Source organism: Pseudomonas sp. GW460-LB5 (assembly GCF_059423245.1).
The window spans coordinates 1-16,177 of record NZ_JBWKXT010000016.1 but is presented as its reverse complement, the minus strand read 5'-3'; the positions used below and the strand labels follow the sequence as shown (position 1 = coordinate 16,177).

Annotated in this window: 31 protein-coding genes; all 31 read right to left on the bottom strand. The window is 56.4% G+C overall.

All coding sequences use genetic code 11. The features are described 5' to 3' along the window. Nucleotides 1–14 precede the first annotated feature (14 nt). Nucleotides 15–479, bottom strand: coding sequence for a bacterioferritin (bfr, locus tag AC07XM_RS12210; RefSeq protein ID WP_003255449.1), 465 nt, complete (start codon nt 477–479; stop codon nt 15–17). Nucleotides 480–642: 163 nt separating this feature from the next. Beyond that, on the bottom strand, nt 643–2,082 hold the full coding sequence (locus tag AC07XM_RS12205) for a catalase (protein ID WP_102689015.1): 1,440 nt from the start codon (nt 2,080–2,082) through the stop codon (nt 643–645). A gap of 171 nt (nt 2,083–2,253) precedes the next feature. Beyond that, nucleotides 2,254–2,640 carry a 50S ribosomal protein L17 gene (gene rplQ / locus AC07XM_RS12200; protein ID WP_003255451.1) on the bottom strand — a complete coding sequence of 129 codons (387 nt, stop codon included), beginning with the start codon at nt 2,638–2,640 and terminating at the stop codon, nt 2,254–2,256. A gap of 42 nt (nt 2,641–2,682) precedes the next feature. Next, nucleotides 2,683–3,684 (bottom strand): DNA-directed RNA polymerase subunit alpha, encoded by a 1,002-nt coding sequence (locus tag AC07XM_RS12195; protein WP_003255452.1) that lies wholly within the window; start codon nt 3,682–3,684, stop codon nt 2,683–2,685. A 22-nt stretch (nt 3,685–3,706) separates the two neighbouring features. Continuing rightward, nucleotides 3,707–4,327, bottom strand: a complete 621-nt coding sequence (gene rpsD, locus AC07XM_RS12190) for a 30S ribosomal protein S4 (protein WP_012270238.1) — start codon at nt 4,325–4,327, stop codon at nt 3,707–3,709. Nucleotides 4,328–4,342: 15 nt separating this feature from the next. After that, nucleotides 4,343–4,732, bottom strand: a complete 390-nt coding sequence (rpsK, locus tag AC07XM_RS12185) for a 30S ribosomal protein S11 (RefSeq protein ID WP_003255454.1) — start codon at nt 4,730–4,732, stop codon at nt 4,343–4,345. 18 nt (nt 4,733–4,750) lie between these two features. Beyond that, nucleotides 4,751–5,107, bottom strand: a complete 357-nt coding sequence (gene rpsM / locus AC07XM_RS12180) for a 30S ribosomal protein S13 (RefSeq protein WP_003255457.1) — start codon at nt 5,105–5,107, stop codon at nt 4,751–4,753. A gap of 131 nt (nt 5,108–5,238) precedes the next feature. Then, complete coding sequence (rpmJ, locus tag AC07XM_RS12175) at nt 5,239–5,355, bottom strand: 50S ribosomal protein L36 (protein ID WP_002555468.1); 117 nt, start codon at nt 5,353–5,355, stop codon at nt 5,239–5,241. A gap of 28 nt (nt 5,356–5,383) precedes the next feature. Beyond that, on the bottom strand, nt 5,384–6,715 hold the full coding sequence (gene secY, locus AC07XM_RS12170; protein ID WP_003257108.1) for a preprotein translocase subunit SecY: 1,332 nt from the start codon (nt 6,713–6,715) through the stop codon (nt 5,384–5,386). Continuing rightward, nucleotides 6,716–7,150: a 50S ribosomal protein L15 gene (gene rplO, locus AC07XM_RS12165; protein WP_003255461.1), complete on the bottom strand. Its 435-nt coding sequence runs from the start codon at nt 7,148–7,150 to the stop codon at nt 6,716–6,718. A 3-nt stretch (nt 7,151–7,153) separates the two neighbouring features. Further along, complete coding sequence (rpmD, locus tag AC07XM_RS12160; RefSeq protein ID WP_016393393.1) at nt 7,154–7,330, bottom strand: 50S ribosomal protein L30; 177 nt, start codon at nt 7,328–7,330, stop codon at nt 7,154–7,156. Between the two features lie 2 nt (nt 7,331–7,332). Then, a complete protein-coding gene (gene rpsE, locus AC07XM_RS12155) occupies nt 7,333–7,833 on the bottom strand; it encodes a 30S ribosomal protein S5 (protein WP_003255465.1) in 501 nt (166 codons plus the stop codon). Between the two features lie 3 nt (nt 7,834–7,836). Further along, complete coding sequence (gene rplR / locus AC07XM_RS12150) at nt 7,837–8,187, bottom strand: 50S ribosomal protein L18 (protein WP_003255467.1); 351 nt, start codon at nt 8,185–8,187, stop codon at nt 7,837–7,839. Nucleotides 8,188–8,197: 10 nt separating this feature from the next. Beyond that, nucleotides 8,198–8,731, bottom strand: a complete 534-nt coding sequence (gene rplF, locus AC07XM_RS12145) for a 50S ribosomal protein L6 (protein WP_003255469.1) — start codon at nt 8,729–8,731, stop codon at nt 8,198–8,200. 12 nt (nt 8,732–8,743) lie between these two features. Further along, nucleotides 8,744–9,136, bottom strand: coding sequence for a 30S ribosomal protein S8 (gene rpsH, locus AC07XM_RS12140; RefSeq protein ID WP_003255471.1), 393 nt, complete (start codon nt 9,134–9,136; stop codon nt 8,744–8,746). 209 nt (nt 9,137–9,345) lie between these two features. Next, complete coding sequence (gene rpsN / locus AC07XM_RS12135; protein WP_009681970.1) at nt 9,346–9,651, bottom strand: 30S ribosomal protein S14; 306 nt, start codon at nt 9,649–9,651, stop codon at nt 9,346–9,348. Nucleotides 9,652–9,664: 13 nt separating this feature from the next. Further along, complete coding sequence (gene rplE / locus AC07XM_RS12130; protein WP_003255474.1) at nt 9,665–10,204, bottom strand: 50S ribosomal protein L5; 540 nt, start codon at nt 10,202–10,204, stop codon at nt 9,665–9,667. 20 nt (nt 10,205–10,224) lie between these two features. Next, entirely contained in the window at nt 10,225–10,539 is a 315-nt protein-coding gene (gene rplX / locus AC07XM_RS12125) for a 50S ribosomal protein L24 (protein WP_003255476.1), read from the bottom strand. Nucleotides 10,540–10,550: 11 nt separating this feature from the next. Further along, the gene (rplN, locus tag AC07XM_RS12120; RefSeq protein ID WP_002555479.1) at nt 10,551–10,919 is read right to left on the bottom strand and encodes a 50S ribosomal protein L14; all 369 of its coding nucleotides are present in this window, start codon (nt 10,917–10,919) and stop codon (nt 10,551–10,553) included. A 23-nt stretch (nt 10,920–10,942) separates the two neighbouring features. Continuing rightward, entirely contained in the window at nt 10,943–11,209 is a 267-nt protein-coding gene (gene rpsQ, locus AC07XM_RS12115) for a 30S ribosomal protein S17 (protein ID WP_023534981.1), read from the bottom strand. A 2-nt stretch (nt 11,210–11,211) separates the two neighbouring features. Then, nucleotides 11,212–11,403, bottom strand: coding sequence for a 50S ribosomal protein L29 (gene rpmC, locus AC07XM_RS12110; RefSeq protein WP_002555481.1), 192 nt, complete (start codon nt 11,401–11,403; stop codon nt 11,212–11,214). Beyond that, nucleotides 11,403–11,816, bottom strand: a complete 414-nt coding sequence (gene rplP, locus AC07XM_RS12105) for a 50S ribosomal protein L16 (protein ID WP_003255479.1) — start codon at nt 11,814–11,816, stop codon at nt 11,403–11,405. The genes rpmC and rplP overlap by 1 nt, the downstream gene beginning before the upstream one ends. 12 nt (nt 11,817–11,828) lie before the next feature. Then, nucleotides 11,829–12,515, bottom strand: coding sequence for a 30S ribosomal protein S3 (gene rpsC, locus AC07XM_RS12100; RefSeq protein WP_003255481.1), 687 nt, complete (start codon nt 12,513–12,515; stop codon nt 11,829–11,831). A gap of 13 nt (nt 12,516–12,528) precedes the next feature. Beyond that, the gene (rplV, locus tag AC07XM_RS12095) at nt 12,529–12,861 is read right to left on the bottom strand and encodes a 50S ribosomal protein L22 (RefSeq protein ID WP_003103908.1); all 333 of its coding nucleotides are present in this window, start codon (nt 12,859–12,861) and stop codon (nt 12,529–12,531) included. Between the two features lie 11 nt (nt 12,862–12,872). Next, nucleotides 12,873–13,148: a 30S ribosomal protein S19 gene (rpsS, locus tag AC07XM_RS12090; protein ID WP_003255482.1), complete on the bottom strand. Its 276-nt coding sequence runs from the start codon at nt 13,146–13,148 to the stop codon at nt 12,873–12,875. A gap of 16 nt (nt 13,149–13,164) precedes the next feature. Continuing rightward, a complete protein-coding gene (rplB, locus tag AC07XM_RS12085; protein ID WP_008089816.1) occupies nt 13,165–13,989 on the bottom strand; it encodes a 50S ribosomal protein L2 in 825 nt (274 codons plus the stop codon). A 14-nt stretch (nt 13,990–14,003) separates the two neighbouring features. Next, on the bottom strand, nt 14,004–14,303 hold the full coding sequence (gene rplW / locus AC07XM_RS12080; RefSeq protein ID WP_003255484.1) for a 50S ribosomal protein L23: 300 nt from the start codon (nt 14,301–14,303) through the stop codon (nt 14,004–14,006). Then, complete coding sequence (gene rplD / locus AC07XM_RS12075) at nt 14,300–14,902, bottom strand: 50S ribosomal protein L4 (RefSeq protein ID WP_003255485.1); 603 nt, start codon at nt 14,900–14,902, stop codon at nt 14,300–14,302. The genes rplW and rplD overlap by 4 nt, the downstream gene beginning before the upstream one ends. A 12-nt stretch (nt 14,903–14,914) precedes the next feature. Beyond that, nucleotides 14,915–15,550 carry a 50S ribosomal protein L3 gene (rplC, locus tag AC07XM_RS12070; protein WP_003257089.1) on the bottom strand — a complete coding sequence of 212 codons (636 nt, stop codon included), beginning with the start codon at nt 15,548–15,550 and terminating at the stop codon, nt 14,915–14,917. Nucleotides 15,551–15,630: 80 nt separating this feature from the next. Continuing rightward, the gene (gene rpsJ, locus AC07XM_RS12065) at nt 15,631–15,942 is read right to left on the bottom strand and encodes a 30S ribosomal protein S10 (protein WP_003186070.1); all 312 of its coding nucleotides are present in this window, start codon (nt 15,940–15,942) and stop codon (nt 15,631–15,633) included. A gap of 142 nt (nt 15,943–16,084) precedes the next feature. Beyond that, on the bottom strand, nt 16,085–16,177 hold a 93-nt coding region (locus tag AC07XM_RS12060), incomplete at its 5' end, for an EF-Tu C-terminal domain-related protein (RefSeq protein WP_449118062.1).

The following is a 16,177-nucleotide window of genomic DNA, read 5'->3' as shown; positions in this document are numbered from 1 at the left end:
AAACTGTGGATTAATTACATCTGCGATTGCAGGTAGTTCTCCAGACCAATGGCCTTGATCAGCCCTTGCTGCTTTTCCAGCCAATAGGTGTGATCTTCCTCGGTGTCAGCCAACTGCGCTCGAAGAATGTCACGGCTGACGTAGTCCTTGTGCAGCTCGCACAGCTCAATGCCTTTGCACAGGGCGCCACGCACCTTGTATTCAAGTTTGAGGTCAGCCTCGATCATTTCCGGCACGGTGCTGCCGACTTCCAGGTCGTCCGCGCGCATGTCAGGGGTGCCTTCGAGCATGAGGATGCGACGCATCAGGGCATCGGCGTGCTGCGTCTCTTCTTCCATCTCGTGATTGATGCGCTCGTAGAGCTTGGAAAGGCCCCAGTCTTCGTACATGCGCGAATGGATGAAATACTGGTCGCGTGCCGCCAGTTCGCCCTTCAGCAGCGTGACGAGGTAGTTGATTACGTCTGGGTGGCCTTGCATCGCCATGGTTCTCCATGTGAAAACGTCTATGCCACATAGTGTGAACCAGCTTTTGCCTGCGGTCACTGAAAAAGGCGCAATCCGACGCAAAAAATCGGTTAAACAGTAGTGATATTCATTGAAAAACCGCCCAAATGAGGGCGGTTCTGCTTATCACTTAGAGTCAGGCCAGGTTGATGCCCAACGCCTTGGCAATGCCTTCGCCATAGGCCGGGTCAGCCTTGAAGAAGTACTGCAACTGGCGCTGGATCACGTCTTCGCTGACACCTGCCATGGTCCCGGCGATATTGCTGATCAGCAACGCCTTCTGCCCTTCGCTCATCAGGCGGAACAGCGCGCCGGCATGGCTGAAGTAGTCGGTGTCCTCACGGTGATCGAAACGGGCTGCCGAACCGTTCAGAGCCAGGGGTGGCTCGGCATGGCGTGGTGACTGCTTCGGCGCCTCAGCGTAGCTGTTGGGCTCGTAGTTAGGGGCACTCCCATAGCTGCCCGTGGCCATGGAGCCATCGCGCTGGTAGCTGTTGACTGCGCAGCGTGGCGCATTCACAGGCAAGTGCTGGTGGTTGGTGCCCACACGGTAGCGGTGCGCGTCTGCGTAGGCGAATACACGGCCCTGCAGCATGCGGTCCGGCGACAGGCCAACCCCTGGCACCATGTTGCTCGGCCCGAACGCCGCCTGCTCGACTTCGGCGAAGTAGTTGAGCGGGTTACGGTTGAGCTCCAGCACGCCCACCTCTATCAACGGATAATCCTTCTGCGACCAGGTCTTGGTGACGTCGAAGGGGTTCTCGTCTCGGCTGGCAGCCTCGGCTTCGCTCATCACCTGAATGCATACGGTCCAACGCGGGTAGTCGCCACGTTCAATGGCTTCGAACAGGTCGCGCTGGGCGTAGTCCGGGTCAGTACCCGCCAGGCGTGCAGCATCTGCCGGCGCGAGGTTCTTGATGCCTTGCTGGGTCTTGAAATGCCATTTGACCCAGGTACGCTCGCCATTGGCGTTGATCAAACTGTACGTGTGGCTGCCGAAGCCGTGCATATGCCGATAGCCGTCCGGAATACCACGGTCCGAGAACAGGATGGTGACCTGGTGCAGCGCCTCGGGCGAGTGCGACCAAAAATCCCACATCATCTGGGCGTTCTTCAGGTTGGACTGCGGATGGCGCTTCTGGGTGTGGATAAAGTCGGGGAATTTCAGCGGATCGCGAATAAAGAACACTGGCGTGTTATTACCCACAATGTCCCAGTTGCCTTCTTCGGTGTAGAACTTGACGGCAAAGCCACGAGGGTCGCGTTCGGTGTCTGCAGAGCCACGTTCGCCACCGACAGTGGAGAAGCGCAGAAAGGTTTCTGTTTGCTTGCCGACCTGCTCAAACAGCTTGGCGCAGGTGTAGCGGGTGATGTCGCGATTGACGGTAAAGGTGCCGTAGGCGCCCGAGCCTTTGGCGTGCACACGGCGCTCAGGAATGTTCTCGCGGTTGAAATGGGCGAGCTTCTCGATCAGGTGAAAGTCGTCGAGCAACAACGGGCCACGCGGGCCGGCGGAACGGGAGTTCTGGTTGTCGGCTACGGGTGCACCGCTGGCGGTGGTAAGAATCTTGCTCATGGGCTCTCCTTATCGGTCTTCAAGCGCCGGCTAATCGGCTTGGAGAGAGTATCGACGAGCAAGGTTACAGGGACAAATTCATTACATGACTTGTATCAATAGAAATTAACAATACAAACAGACACAAAAAACCGGGCACTAGGCCCGGTTCTTTGTAGCAGACAGAACGTCTTACTCAGCAGCTTCTACAGCACCGCCGACCGGACGATCAACCAGCTCGACGTACGCCATAGGCGCGTTGTCGCCAGCGCGGAAACCGCACTTCAGGATGCGCAGGTAGCCGCCCTGACGGGTGGCGTAACGCTTGCCCAGGTCGTTGAACAGTTTGCCAACAGCGGACTTCGAACGGGTACGGTCGAAGGCCAGACGGCGGTTAGCAACGCTGTCTTCCTTGGCCAGGGTGATCAGCGGCTCGGCAACGCGGCGCAGTTCCTTGGCTTTCGGCAGGGTGGTTTTGATCAGCTCGTGCTCGATCAACGACACTGCCATGTTCTGGAACATAGCCTTGCGGTGAGAGCTGGTACGGCTCAGGTGACGTCCACTTTTACGATGACGCATGATTCATTCCTTACCAAACACAACGTTCGGTGATTACGACGATCAGGCGGTCGCCTTGTCGTCTTTCTTAAGACTTGCAGGCGGCCAGTTGTCGAGGCGCATGCCGAGAGACAGACCACGAGAGGCCAGGACGTCCTTGATTTCAGTCAGGGACTTCTTGCCCAGGTTAGGAGTCTTCAACAGCTCTACTTCGGTACGCTGAATCAGGTCGCCGATGTAGTAGATGTTCTCCGCCTTGAGGCAGTTGGCCGAACGTACAGTCAGTTCCAGGTCGTCAACCGGACGCAGCAGGATCGGATCGATCTCGTCTTCCTGCTCGACTACGACAGGCTCACTGTCACCTTTGAGGTCGACGAACGCGGCCAGCTGCTGTTGCAGGATGGTCGCAGCGCGGCGGATAGCCTCTTCAGGATCCAGGGTGCCGTTGGTTTCCAGATCAATGACCAGCTTGTCCAGGTTGGTACGCTGTTCAACACGGGCGTTTTCGACCACATAGGCGATACGACGCACCGGGCTGAACGAAGCGTCCAACTGCAGACGGCCAATGCTACGGCTTTCGTCTTCGTCGGTTTGACGGGAGTCGGCCGGCTCGTAACCGCGACCACGAGCTACAGTGAGCTTCATGTTCAGGGCGCCGTTCGACGCCAGGTTCGCGATTACGTGATCGGGGTTGACGATCTCGACATCGTGATCCAGCTGAATATCGGCAGCGGTAACCACCCCCGAACCCTTTTTCGACAAGGTCAGCGTAACTTCGTCACGACCGTGCAGTTTGATAGCCAGGCCTTTCAGGTTCAACAGGATTTCAATTACGTCTTCCTGTACACCTTCGATCGCGGAGTACTCGTGGAGTACGCCATCGATCTCGGCCTCGACTACTGCACAGCCAGGCATGGAGGACAACAGGATGCGGCGCAGCGCGTTGCCCAGGGTATGGCCGAAACCACGCTCGAGAGGCTCGAGCGTAATCTTGGCGCGGGTCGGACTGACTACCTGCACATCAATGTGGCGGGGAGTCAGGAACTCATTTACCGAAATCTGCATGGATGCACCTATTTTCTAGCCCTTACTTGGAGTAGAGCTCGACAATCAGGTTTTCGTTGATGTCGGCAGACAGGTCGCTGCGAGCAGGAACGTTCTTGAAAACGCCCGACTTTTTAGCAGCATCCACGTCAACCCACTCAACGCGGCCACGCTGGGCGCAGAGTTCAAGGGCTTGAACAATGCGCAGCTGGGCCAGCGACTTCTCGCGGACCGCGACCACGTCACCCGGACGAACTTGGTAGGATGGAATGTTTACAGTCTTACCGTTGACGCTGATCGCTTTGTGCGAAACCAGCTGACGGGATTCGGAACGAGTCGAACCGAAGCCCATACGGTAGACGACGTTATCCAGACGGCACTCGAGCAGTTGCAGCAGGTTCTCACCGGTTGCGCCTTTTTTCGAGGCAGCAGCTTGGTAGTAACCGCGGAACTGACGCTCCAGAACACCGTAGATACGACGAACTTTTTGTTTCTCGCGCAGCTGGGTACCGTAGTCGGACTGACGGCCACGGCGCTGGCCGTGGATACCTGGGGCTGCTTCGATGTTGCACTTCGATTCCAGAGCGCGAACGCCGCTCTTCAGGAACAGATCGGTGCCTTCACGACGAGACAGTTTGCATTTTGGACCAATGTAACGTGCCATTCTTCTGTCTCCTGATTACACGCGACGCTTCTTCGGCGGACGGCACCCGTTATGCGGGATTGGCGTCACGTCGGTGATGCTGGCGATCTTGTAGCCGCAGCTGTTCAGTGCACGAACGGCGGATTCACGACCCGGACCTGGACCCTTGACGTTTACGTCGAGGTTCTTCAGGCCGTATTCCAGCGCAGCTTGACCAGCACGTTCAGCAGCAATCTGGGCTGCGAACGGGGTGGATTTGCGCGAACCACGGAAACCCGAACCACCGGAGGTCGCCCAGGACAAAGCATTGCCCTGACGGTCGGTGATGGTCACGATGGTGTTGTTGAAAGAAGCGTGGATGTGGGCGATGCCATCAACCACTGTCTTTTTGACTTTCTTACGAGGACGAGCAGCAGGTTTTGCCATGTCTATATTCCTGGGCGATTACTTGCGGATCGGCTTACGCGGGCCCTTACGGGTGCGTGCGTTGGTCTTGGTGCGCTGACCGCGAACCGGCAGACCTTTACGATGACGCAGGCCGCGGTAGCAACCCAGGTCCATCAAGCGCTTGATCTTCATGTTGATGTCACGACGCAGGTCACCTTCGGTGGTGAACTTCGCAACTTCGCCACGCAGGGTTTCGATTTGCTCGTCGCTCAGATCCTTGATCTTAGCGGCTGGGTTTACACCAGCGTCTGCACAGATCTTCTGTGCAGTTGTGCGACCGACACCATAGATGTAGGTCAGCGAGATAACAGTATGCTTGTTATCTGGAATGTTGACGCCTGCAATACGGGCCATTCAGTGGGACTCCAATTGACAGCTACCTACGCCCCGGAAGCCAAGAAATAGGGCGCGAGATAATATCGCTGTAGAAACGAATAATCAACCCAGCAGCACACTAGCTGCTGGGTTTGAAGCGCAGATCACACTCAGCCTTGGCGCTGTTTGTGACGCGGTTCCGCGCTGCAGATCACTCGAACGACGCCTTCGCGACGGATGATCTTGCAGTTGCGGCACAGCTTTTTCACCGATGCACGAACTTTCATTACCGACTCCTCGAACCTTAGGGGCGTATCAGCGCAGCAGACCGCTGCCACCGTAGCCTTTCAGGTTGGCTTTCTTCATCAGGGATTCGTACTGGTGCGAAACGAGGTGCGATTGTACTTGGGACATGAAGTCCATCACAACCACTACCACAATCAGCAACGAGGTCCCGCCAAGGTAGAACGGCACATTTGCTGCCACCACCAGGAACTGGGGCAGAAGGCAGACGGCCATCATGTAAAGAGCACCGAACATGGTCAAACGGGTCAGAACGCCATCAATGTAGCGCGCAGACTGCTCACCAGGACGGATACCCGGAATAAAGGCACCGGACTTCTTCAGGTTTTCCGCTACGTCTTTCGGGTTGAACATCAACGCTGTGTAGAAGAAGCAGAAGAAAATGATCCCTGCACTAAACAGCAAAATGTTCAACGGCTGACCAGGAGCGATCGACTGCGAGATGTCCTGCAGCCAGCCCATACCTTCGGACTGACCGAACCAGGCACCCAGCGAAGCCGGGAACAGCAAAATGCTGCTGGCGAAAATGGCCGGGATAACCCCCGCCATGTTCACCTTCAACGGCAAGTGGCTGGTCTGCGCAGCAAAGACCTTGCGGCCCTGCTGACGCTTGGCGTAGTGAACAGCGATACGACGCTGACCACGCTCAATGAACACCACAAAACCGATAATCGCTACTGCCAGCAAACCGATAGCGACCAGGGCGAAAATGTTGATATCGCCTGTGCGTGCAGACTCGAAAGACTGCCCGATTGCTCTCGGAAGACCGGCAACGATACCTGCGAAGATCAACATCGAGATACCGTTGCCCACACCGCGCTCGGTGATCTGCTCGCCCAGCCACATCATGAACATCGCGCCTGCCACGAACGTGGAGACGGCAACGACATGGAAGCCCAGGCCCACAGAAAACGCCACGCCCTGGTTGGCCAGGCCAATGGACATGCCAATGGCTTGAACCAGTGCCAGGATAACGGTGCCGTAGCGGGTGTACTGGCTGATCTTGCGACGGCCAGCTTCACCTTCCTTCTTCAACTGCTCCAGTTGCGGGCTGACCGCCGTCATCAGCTGCATGATGATCGATGCCGAAATGTACGGCATGATCCCCAGTGCAAAGATGCTCATGCGCTCAAGCGCGCCACCGGAAAACATGTTGAACAAGCTAAGAATGGTCCCCTCATTCTGCCGAAACAGATCCGCCAGACGGTCCGGATTGATGCCTGGAACCGGGATATGTGCACCTATCCGATAGACGATAATCGCCATGAACAGAAAGCGCAGACGAGCCCAGAGTTCCGACATCCCGCCCTTACCGAGCGAAGAGAGAGCACCTTGCTTAGCCATTTATTCCTCGAATTTGCCGCCAGCTGCTTCGATAGCCGCACGCGCACCCTTGGTGGCTGCGATGCCCTTGATGGTGACTGCGCGAGTAACTTCGCCAGACAGCATGATTTTCACACGCTGAATGTGCTGGTTGATCACGTTGGCATCCTTCAAGGATTGCACGGAGATCACGTCGCCTTCCACTTTGGCCAGCTCGGACAGACGCACTTCGGCGCGATCCATGGCTTTCAGGGAAACGAAGCCGAATTTCGGCAGACGACGGTGCAGCGGCTGTTGACCGCCTTCGAAGCCCGGAGCGATCGAACCACCCGAACGGGAGGTCTGACCTTTGTGGCCACGGCCGCCGGTTTTACCCAGACCGCTACCGATACCACGACCCGGACGATGCTTCTCGCGACGGGAACCCGGCGCTGGACTCAGATCATTGAGTTTCATCGATTAACCCTCGACGCGCAGCATGTAGTAAGCCTTGTTGATCATCCCGCGATTCTCGGGAGTATCCTGGACTTCTACAGTGTGACCGATGCGACGCAGACCCAGGCCCTTAACACACAGTTTGTGGTTAGGCAGACGGCCCGAGACGCTCTTGATCAGCGTTACTTTTACGGTTGCCATGATTAGAAGATCTCCTCGACGCTCTTGCCGCGCTTGGCAGCAATGGATTCAGGAGATTGCATGGCTTTCAGACCCTTGAAAGTGGCGTAAACCACGTTCACTGGGTTGGTCGAACCGTAGCACTTGGCCAGAACGTTCTGAACGCCAGCAACTTCCAGGACAGCACGCATTGCGCCACCGGCGATGATACCGGTACCTTCCGAGGCAGGCTGCATGTAAACCTTCGAGGCGCCGTGGGCAGCCTTGGTGGCGTACTGCAGGGTGGTGCCCTTCAGGTCAACCTGGATCATGTTGCGGCGAGCAGCTTCCATGGCTTTCTGAATCGCAGCAGGTACTTCGCGCGATTTGCCACGGCCGAAGCCGACACGACCTTTACCATCACCTACCACGGTCAACGCGGTGAAGGTGAAGATACGGCCGCCTTTTACGGTCTTGGCAACGCGGTTAACCTGAACCAGCTTCTCGATGTAGCCTTCGTCGCGCTTTTGATCGTTATTTGCCATAACTTAGAACTCCAGCCCGCCTTCACGAGCAGCATCAGCCAGCGCTTTGACGCGGCCATGGTACTTGAAGCCGGAACGGTCAAAGGCAACTTGAGATACACCGGCGGCTTTCGCACGCTCAGCTACCAGCTTGCCAACCTTAGTGGCCGCGTCGATGTTGCCAGTGGCGCCATCACGCAGGTCTTTGTCCAAGGTCGAGGCGCTTGCCAGAACCTTGCTGCCGTCGGCCGAAATGACCTGGGCGTAGATGTGCTGCGAGGAGCGGAACACGCACAGGCGCACGACTTCGAGTTCGTGCATCTTGAGACGTGCTTTGCGAGCGCGACGCAGTCGAATAACTTTTTTGTCGGTCATTTACTAGGCCCTACTTCTTCTTGGCTTCTTTACGACGGACTACTTCGTCCGCGTAACGCACACCTTTGCCTTTGTAAGGCTCTGGCGGACGGAAGTCGCGGATTTCAGCGGCCACCTGACCTACCAGCTGCTTGTCGATACCCTTGATCAGGATGTCGGTCTGGCTAGGCGTTTCAGCGGTGATACCGGCTGGCAGTTCGTAGTCCACTGGGTGCGAGAAGCCCAGGGCCAGGTTCAGGACGGTGCCTTTAGCCTGTGCCTTGTAACCAACACCGACCAGCTGGAGCTTACGCTCGAAGCCTTGGCTTACGCCCTGGACCATGTTGTTCACCAGAGCGCGGGTGGTACCGGCCATGGCACGAGCTTGCTGGTCACCATTGCGAGCAACGAAACGCAGCTCACCAGACTCTTCGGTAACTTCAACAGACGAGTGAACGTTCAGTTCGAGAGTGCCCTTGGCACCCTTCACCGAAAGCTGCTGACCTGCGAATTTGACTTCGACACCGGACGGCAGCTTAACGGGGTTCTTAGCGACGCGAGACATGTCTATCCCCCCTTAGAACACTGTGCACAGAACTTCGCCGCCGACACCGGCAGCGCGCGCAGCGCGATCAGTCATCACACCTTTGTTGGTGGAGACAATAGACACGCCCAGACCGCCACGTACTTTCGGCAGATCGGTGACGGCCTTGTACTGGCGCAGGCCTGGACGGCTGGAGCGCTTCAGTTCCTCGATGACCGGACGGCCTTCGAAGTACTTCAGTTCGATCGACAGGGAAGGCTTGGCTTCACCAGTTACCTGGTAGCCAGCGATGTAACCTTCGTCCTTCAGAACTTTGGCAACCGCGACCTTCAGGGTAGAAGAAGGCATGCTTACGACGGACTTTTCAGCCATCTGGGCATTACGGATGCGAGTTAGCATGTCCGCTAACGGGTCCTGCATACTCATGGGCTAGATGCTCCTGATACAAGAATTATTAGCCTTGCGGCTATGACAACCACCTGAGCGGATTGGGTAAAAAACCCAGGCTCGGGTGAGCCGGTCATTCTAGACACAAGGCAGAAACGAAACAAGCCCCATATAGGGGCTTGTTTCTTGGCGAGATCACCGGCGGTCGGAAGATTGCTCCCCTTGCGCCGGCATCACACCGACAGCGATTACCAGGAGGCCTTGACCAGACCTGGTACGTCGCCGCGCATTGCAGCTTGACGCAGCATGTTACGGCCCAGGCCGAACTTACGGTATACACCGTGAGGACGACCGGTCAGGCGGCAACGGTTGCGCAGGCGCGAGGCGCTAGCGTCGCGTGGCTGCTTCTGCAGAGCGACAACGGCAGCGAAACGCTCTTCTGGAGAGGCGTTAACGTTGACGATGGTCGCTTTCAGCTCAGCACGCTTCTTAGCGAACTTGGCTACCGTCAGCTGACGCTTCAGCTCACGGTTTTTCATGCTCTTCTTGGCCATTTTCCTACTCCAATCAGTTGCGGAACGGGAACTTGAAAGCACGCAGCAGAGCGCGGCCTTCGTCGTCCGAACGAGCAGTGGTGGTCAGGGTGATGTCCAAACCGCGCAGAGCATCGATCTTGTCGTAATCGATTTCCGGGAAGATGATCTGCTCTTTCACGCCCATGCTGTAGTTGCCACGGCCATCGAAGGACTTGGCATTCAGGCCGCGGAAGTCGCGAACCCGAGGCAGGGAGATCGCCAGCAGGCGGTCCAGGAATTCGTACATCTTGTCGCTACGCAGGGTCACCTTGACACCGATCGGCCATCCTTCGCGGACTTTGAAGCCAGCGATGGATTTACGAGCGAAAGTCACGACCGGCTTTTGACCGGTGATCTTTTCCAGGTCAGCTACTGCGTGCTCGATGACTTTCTTGTCGCCGATCGCTTCGCCCAGACCCATGTTCAGGGTGATTTTGGTAACGCGCGGAACTTCCATCACGTTCGACAGCTTAAGTTCTTCCTTAAGCTTAGGAGCGATTTCGTTCCGGTAAATCTCTTTCAGTCGTGCCATGGTCTTCTACCTAGCAGTGTTCAAGCATCAACCGCTTTTTGGGTCGACTTGAAGACACGAATTTTCTTACCGTCTTCTACTTTGAAACCAACGCGGTCAGCCTTGTTGGTTTCGCCGTTGAAGATGGCAACGTTGGAAGCGTGCAGAGGCGCTTCTTTCTCGACGATACCGCCCTGAACGCCCGCCATCGGGTTAGGCTTGGTATGACGCTTGACCAGGTTCACGCCACCGATGACCAGACGGTCATCAGCCAGAACCTTCAGCACCTTACCGCGCTTACCTTTGTCTTTGCCGGCGATCACGATGATCTCGTCGTCACGACGAATCTTTTGCATGTCGGATCTCCTTACAGCACTTCAGGGGCGAGCGAGACGATCTTCATGAACTTCTCAGTACGAAGTTCACGGGTCACTGGCCCGAAGATGCGAGTGCCGATCGGCTCTTGCTTGTTGTTCAGCAGAACAGCAGCGTTGCCGTCGAAACGAATGATGGAACCGTCAGCGCGACGAACACCGTGACGGGTGCGCACGACAACAGCGGTCATCACTTGGCCTTTTTTGACCTTACCGCGCGGAATTGCTTCCTTGACAGTAACCTTGATGATGTCACCGATGCCGGCGTAACGACGGTGCGAGCCGCCGAGCACCTTGATGCACATGACGCGACGAGCGCCGCTGTTATCGGCCACATCGAGCATGGATTGAGTCTGAATCATAAAATTTCTCCGACCCCTAGCCCTTAGACTTCAACAGCGCGTTCGAGGACTTCAACCAGTGCCCAGGACTTGGTCTTGGCCAGCGGACGGGTTTCGGTAATCGAAACCTTGTCGCCGATCTTGCACTGGTTGGTTTCGTCGTGCGCGTGCAGCTTAGTCGAACGCTTAACGTATTTACCGTAGATCGGGTGCTTTACGCGACGCTCGATCAGAACGGTGATGGTCTTGTCCATTTTGTCGCTGACGACACGGCCAGTCAGCGTACGGACGGTTTTTTCAGCTTCAGCCATGATCACTTACCTGCCTGCTGGTTGAGCACAGTTTTCACGCGAGCGATGTCACGCTTAACTTGCGAGAGCAGGTGCGACTGCCCCAACTGGCCAGTTGCTTTCTGCATACGCAGATTGAACTGGTCACGCAGCAAGCCGAGCAGTTGCTCGTTCAGCTGCTGTGCCGATTTTTCACGAAGTTCATTCGCTTTCATCACATCACCGTCCGCTTAACAAAGGAGGTGGCGAGAGGCAGCTTTGCAGCAGCCAGGGCGAAAGCTTCGCGCGCCAGCTCTTCAGAAACACCCTCGATCTCGTACAGGACTTTGCCTGGCTGGATCTGGGCAACCCAGTATTCCACGGAGCCCTTACCTTTACCCATACGAACCTCGAGAGGCTTCTTGGAGATCGGCTTGTCCGGGAACACACGGATCCAGATCTTGCCGCCACGTTTAACGTGACGGGTCAGCGCACGACGTGCGGACTCGATCTGGCGAGCGGTGAGGCGACCGCGAGCAACAGCTTTCAGGGCGAATTCGCCGAAGCTGACCTTGCTACCGCGCAGTGCCAGACCACGGTTGTGGCCGGTCATCTGCTTGCGGAATTTTGTACGCTTTGGTTGCAACATTTGGCGTACCCCTTACTTAGCAGCTTTTTTACGAGGCGCTGGTGCTTGTGGTTTCAGTTCTTCTTGGCGACCACCAATAACTTCGCCTTTGAAGATCCAAACCTTCACACCGATCACACCGTAAGTGGTGTGAGCTTCGTAGGTGTTGTAGTCGATATCGGCACGCAGGGTGTGCAGAGGCACACGACCTTCGCGATACCACTCGGTACGAGCAATCTCGGCACCGCCGAGACGACCGCTCACCTGGATCTTGATGCCCTTGGCACCAATACGCATGGCGTTCTGTACGGCGCGCTTCATGGCGCGACGGAACATTACGCGGCGTTCCAGCTGCTGAGCTACGCTCTGCGCAACCAGCATAGCGTCGAGTTCCGGCTTGCGGATCTCTTCGATGTTGATGTGCACAGGCACACCCATCTGCTTGGTCAGGTCCTGACGCAGCTTCTCAACATCTTCACCTTTCTTACCGATAACGATACCGGGACGAGCGGTGTGGATGGTGATGCGTGCAGTTTGAGCCGGACGATGAATATCGATACGGCTTACGGACGCGCTTTTTAGTTTGTCTTGGAGGTACTCACGCGTTTTCAGATCCTTCAACAGGTAATCTGCGTAAGTAGCACCGTCTGCGTACCAGACGGAGGTGTGCTCCTTGACGATTCCCAGGCGAATGCCAGTGGGATGTACTTTCTGACCCATCTGATCGACTCCGTTACTTGTCCGCAACCTTGACAGTGATATGGCAAGACCGCTTGACGATGCGATCAGCACGGCCTTTGGCACGTGGCATGATACGCTTCAGCGAACGCCCTTCGTTGACGAAGACGGTGGAGACCTTCAGGTCATCAACGTCTGCGCCTTCGTTGTGTTCGGCGTTGGCTACGGCCGACTCGAGGACTTTCTTCATGATTTCAGCGGCTTTTTTGCTGCTGAAGGCCAACAGGTTGAGCGCTTCGCCCACCTTCTTCCCGCGGATCTGGTCGGCGACCAAGCGGGCTTTCTGGGCGGAGATGCGAGCGCCCGACAACTTAGCGGCTACTTCCATTTCCTTACCCCTTAACGCTTGGCTTTCTTGTCAGCCACGTGCCCGCGATAGGTGCGGGTACCGGCGAACTCGCCCAGTTTGTGGCCGACCATGTCTTCGTTCACGAGAACTGGAACATGCTGGCGACCGTTGTGAACCGCGATGGTCAGACCGACCATTTGTGGCAGGATCATCGAGCGACGCGACCAGGTTTTAACTGGCTTGCGATCGTTCTTCTCCACCGCCACTTCGACCTTCTTCAACAGGTGAAGATCGATAAAAGGACCTTTTTTCAGAGAACGTGGCACTGTCGTATCCCTCTAGTTACTTGCGACGACGGACGATCATGTTGTCGGTACGCTTATTACCACGGGTTTTAGCACCCTTGGTTGGGAAGCCCCATGGCGATACCGGATGACGACCACCGGAGGTACGACCTTCACCACCACCATGTGGGTGGTCAACCGGGTTCATGGCAACACCACGAACGGTTGGGCGAACGCCGCGCCAGCGTTTGGCACCCGCTTTACCCAGCGAACGCAGGCTGTGCTCGGAGTTCGAGACTTCGCCCAGGGTCGCACGGCACTCAGCCAGTACTTTACGCATTTCACCGGAACGCAGACGCAGAGTCACGTATACGCCGTCACGAGCGATCAGCTGAGCCGAAGCACCAGCGGAACGAGCGATCTGAGCACCTTTACCCGGCTTCAGTTCGACGCCGTGAATGGTGCTACCTACTGGGATGTTGCGCAGCTGCAGGGAGTTACCGGCCTTGATTGGGGCCAGGGCACCTGCGATCAGCTGGTCGCCAGCGCTCACGCCTTTAGGGGCGATGATGTAGCGACGCTCACCGTCTGCGTAGCACAGCAGGGCGATGTGAGCAGTACGGTTCGGGTCGTATTCGATACGCTCGACAGTGGCTGGAATGCCATCTTTGTCGTTGCGACGGAAGTCAACCAGACGGTAATGCTGCTTATGACCACCACCAACGTGACGAGTGGTAATGCGGCCATTGTTGTTACGACCACCAGACTTCGATTTCTTCTCGAGCAGCGGTGCGTGAGGAGCGCCTTTGTGCAGCTCCTTGTTGACCACCTTGACCACGAAACGGCGGCCAGGGGAAGTCGGTTTGCATTTAACGATTGCCATGATGCACCCCTTCCTTACTCAGCACTGCTGCTGAAATCGAGATCTTGGCCTGGCTGAAGGGAGACGATCGCCTTCTTCCAGTCATTACGCTTGCCCAGACCACGTGCGGTACGCTTGGTTTTACCCAGAACGTTAACAGTCGACACGTTTTCAACTTTTACGTTGAACAGGCCTTCGACAGCTTTCTTGATTTCCAGCTTGGTTGCATCGGTAGCAACCTTGAATACGAACTGGCCTTTTTTCTCAGCCAGAACGGTAGCCTTCTCGGAAACGTGCGGGCCAAGGAGGACTTTAAATACGCGTTCCTGGTTCATCCCAGCAGCTCCTCGAATTTCTTCACGGCCGAGACAGTGATCAACACTTTCTCGTATGCGATCAGACTGACCGGGTCGGAACCTTGTACGTCACGTACGTCGACGTGCGGCAGGTTGCGAGCAGCCAGGTACAGGTTCTGATCAACAGCGTCGGAAACGATCAGTACGTCGCTCAGACCCATGCCGTTCAGCTTGTTCAGCAGATCTTTGGTTTTCGGTGCTTCAACAGCGAAGTCCTGAACCACGACCAGACGGTCGCTACGCACCAGCTCAGCGAGGATGGAGCGCAGAGCTGCGCGATACATCTTCTTGTTGAGCTTTTGCGAGTGATCTTGAGGGCGAGCTGCGAAGGTTACACCACCGCCACGCCAGATCGGACCACGAGTGGTACCAGCACGAGCACGGCCAGTACCCTTCTGACGCCATGGGCGCTTACCGCCACCAGCCACGTCGGAACGGGTCTTTTGCTGCTTGGTGCCCTGACGGCCGCCGGCCATGTAGGCCACGACTGCTTGGTGTACCAGCGTCTCGTTGAATTCGCCACCGAAAGTCAGTTCGGAAACTTCGATCGCCTGAGCGTCATTTACATTGAGTTGCATGTCAGTTTCCCCTTAACCGCGAGCCTTGACAGCTGGACGTACAACCACGTCGCCGCCAGTAGCGCCAGGAACGGCACCCTTGACGAGCAGCAGGTTGCGTTCAGCGTCTACGCGAACTACTTCCAGGGACTGAACAGTCACGCGCTCGGCGCCCATGTGACCGGACATTTTCTTGCCCTTGAACACACGACCAGGAGTCTGGCACTGGCCGATGGAACCAGGCACACGGTGCGACACGGAGTTACCGTGGGTGTTGTCCTGACCACGGAAGTTCCAGCGCTTGATGGTACCGGCGAAGCCTTTACCTTTGGACTGACCAGTAACGTCTACCAGCTGGCCTGCAGTGAAGAGTTCAGCTTTGATCAGATCGCCAGCCTGGAAATCGCCTTCTTCAAGACGGAACTCCCAAACACCGCGACCAGCGGCAACGTTAGCTTTGGCGAAGTGGCCTGCCTGAGCGGCAGTCACACGCGAAGCACGACGCTCGCCGACAGTGACTTGCACTGCACGGTAGCCATCGGTTTCCTCAGTTTTGAACTGGGTGACGCGATTCGGCTCGATCTCAATGACCGTGACCGGAATGGAGACACCTTCTTCGGTGAAAATGCGGGTCATACCGCATTTGCGACCGATTACACCAATAGTCATGTTGTAAACCTCATGAGTGTACGGGGCTTTCACCCGCTATGGCCGCCCATTTCAGAGCGTTACACGACTAGACCGAAGTCTTAGCCGAGGCTGATCTGAACTTCCACACCTGCCGCCAGATCAAGCTTCATCAGCGCGTCAACGGTTTTATCCGTTGGCTGGACGATGTCCAGAACACGCTTATGAGTGCGAATCTCGTACTGGTCACGCGCGTCTTTGTTGACGTGCGGGGAGACCAGAACGGTGAAACGCTCTTTGCGGGTAGGCAGTGGAATCGGACCACGCACTTGTGCACCAGTACGTTTCGCGGTTTCCACGATTTCCTGGGTGGATTGGTCGATCAGGCGATGGTCGAAAGCCTTCAACCTGATACGGATTTGCTGATTTTGCATTGGATTTCAGACTCCAGGCTGTTCCCAACGGACGCACTACGCCCGCTAAAAGGAGGCGTGATTCTATAGACGCCCCAATTTAGTGTCAACCCAATAAAAAAAGCCCCCGCTGAGCGGAGGCCTTTTTCAATCGGTCGAGTGATTACTCGATGATTTTGGCTACGACGCCGGCGCCGACGGTACGACCGCCTTCACGGATAGCGAAGCGCAGACCGTCTTCCATTGCGATGGTCTT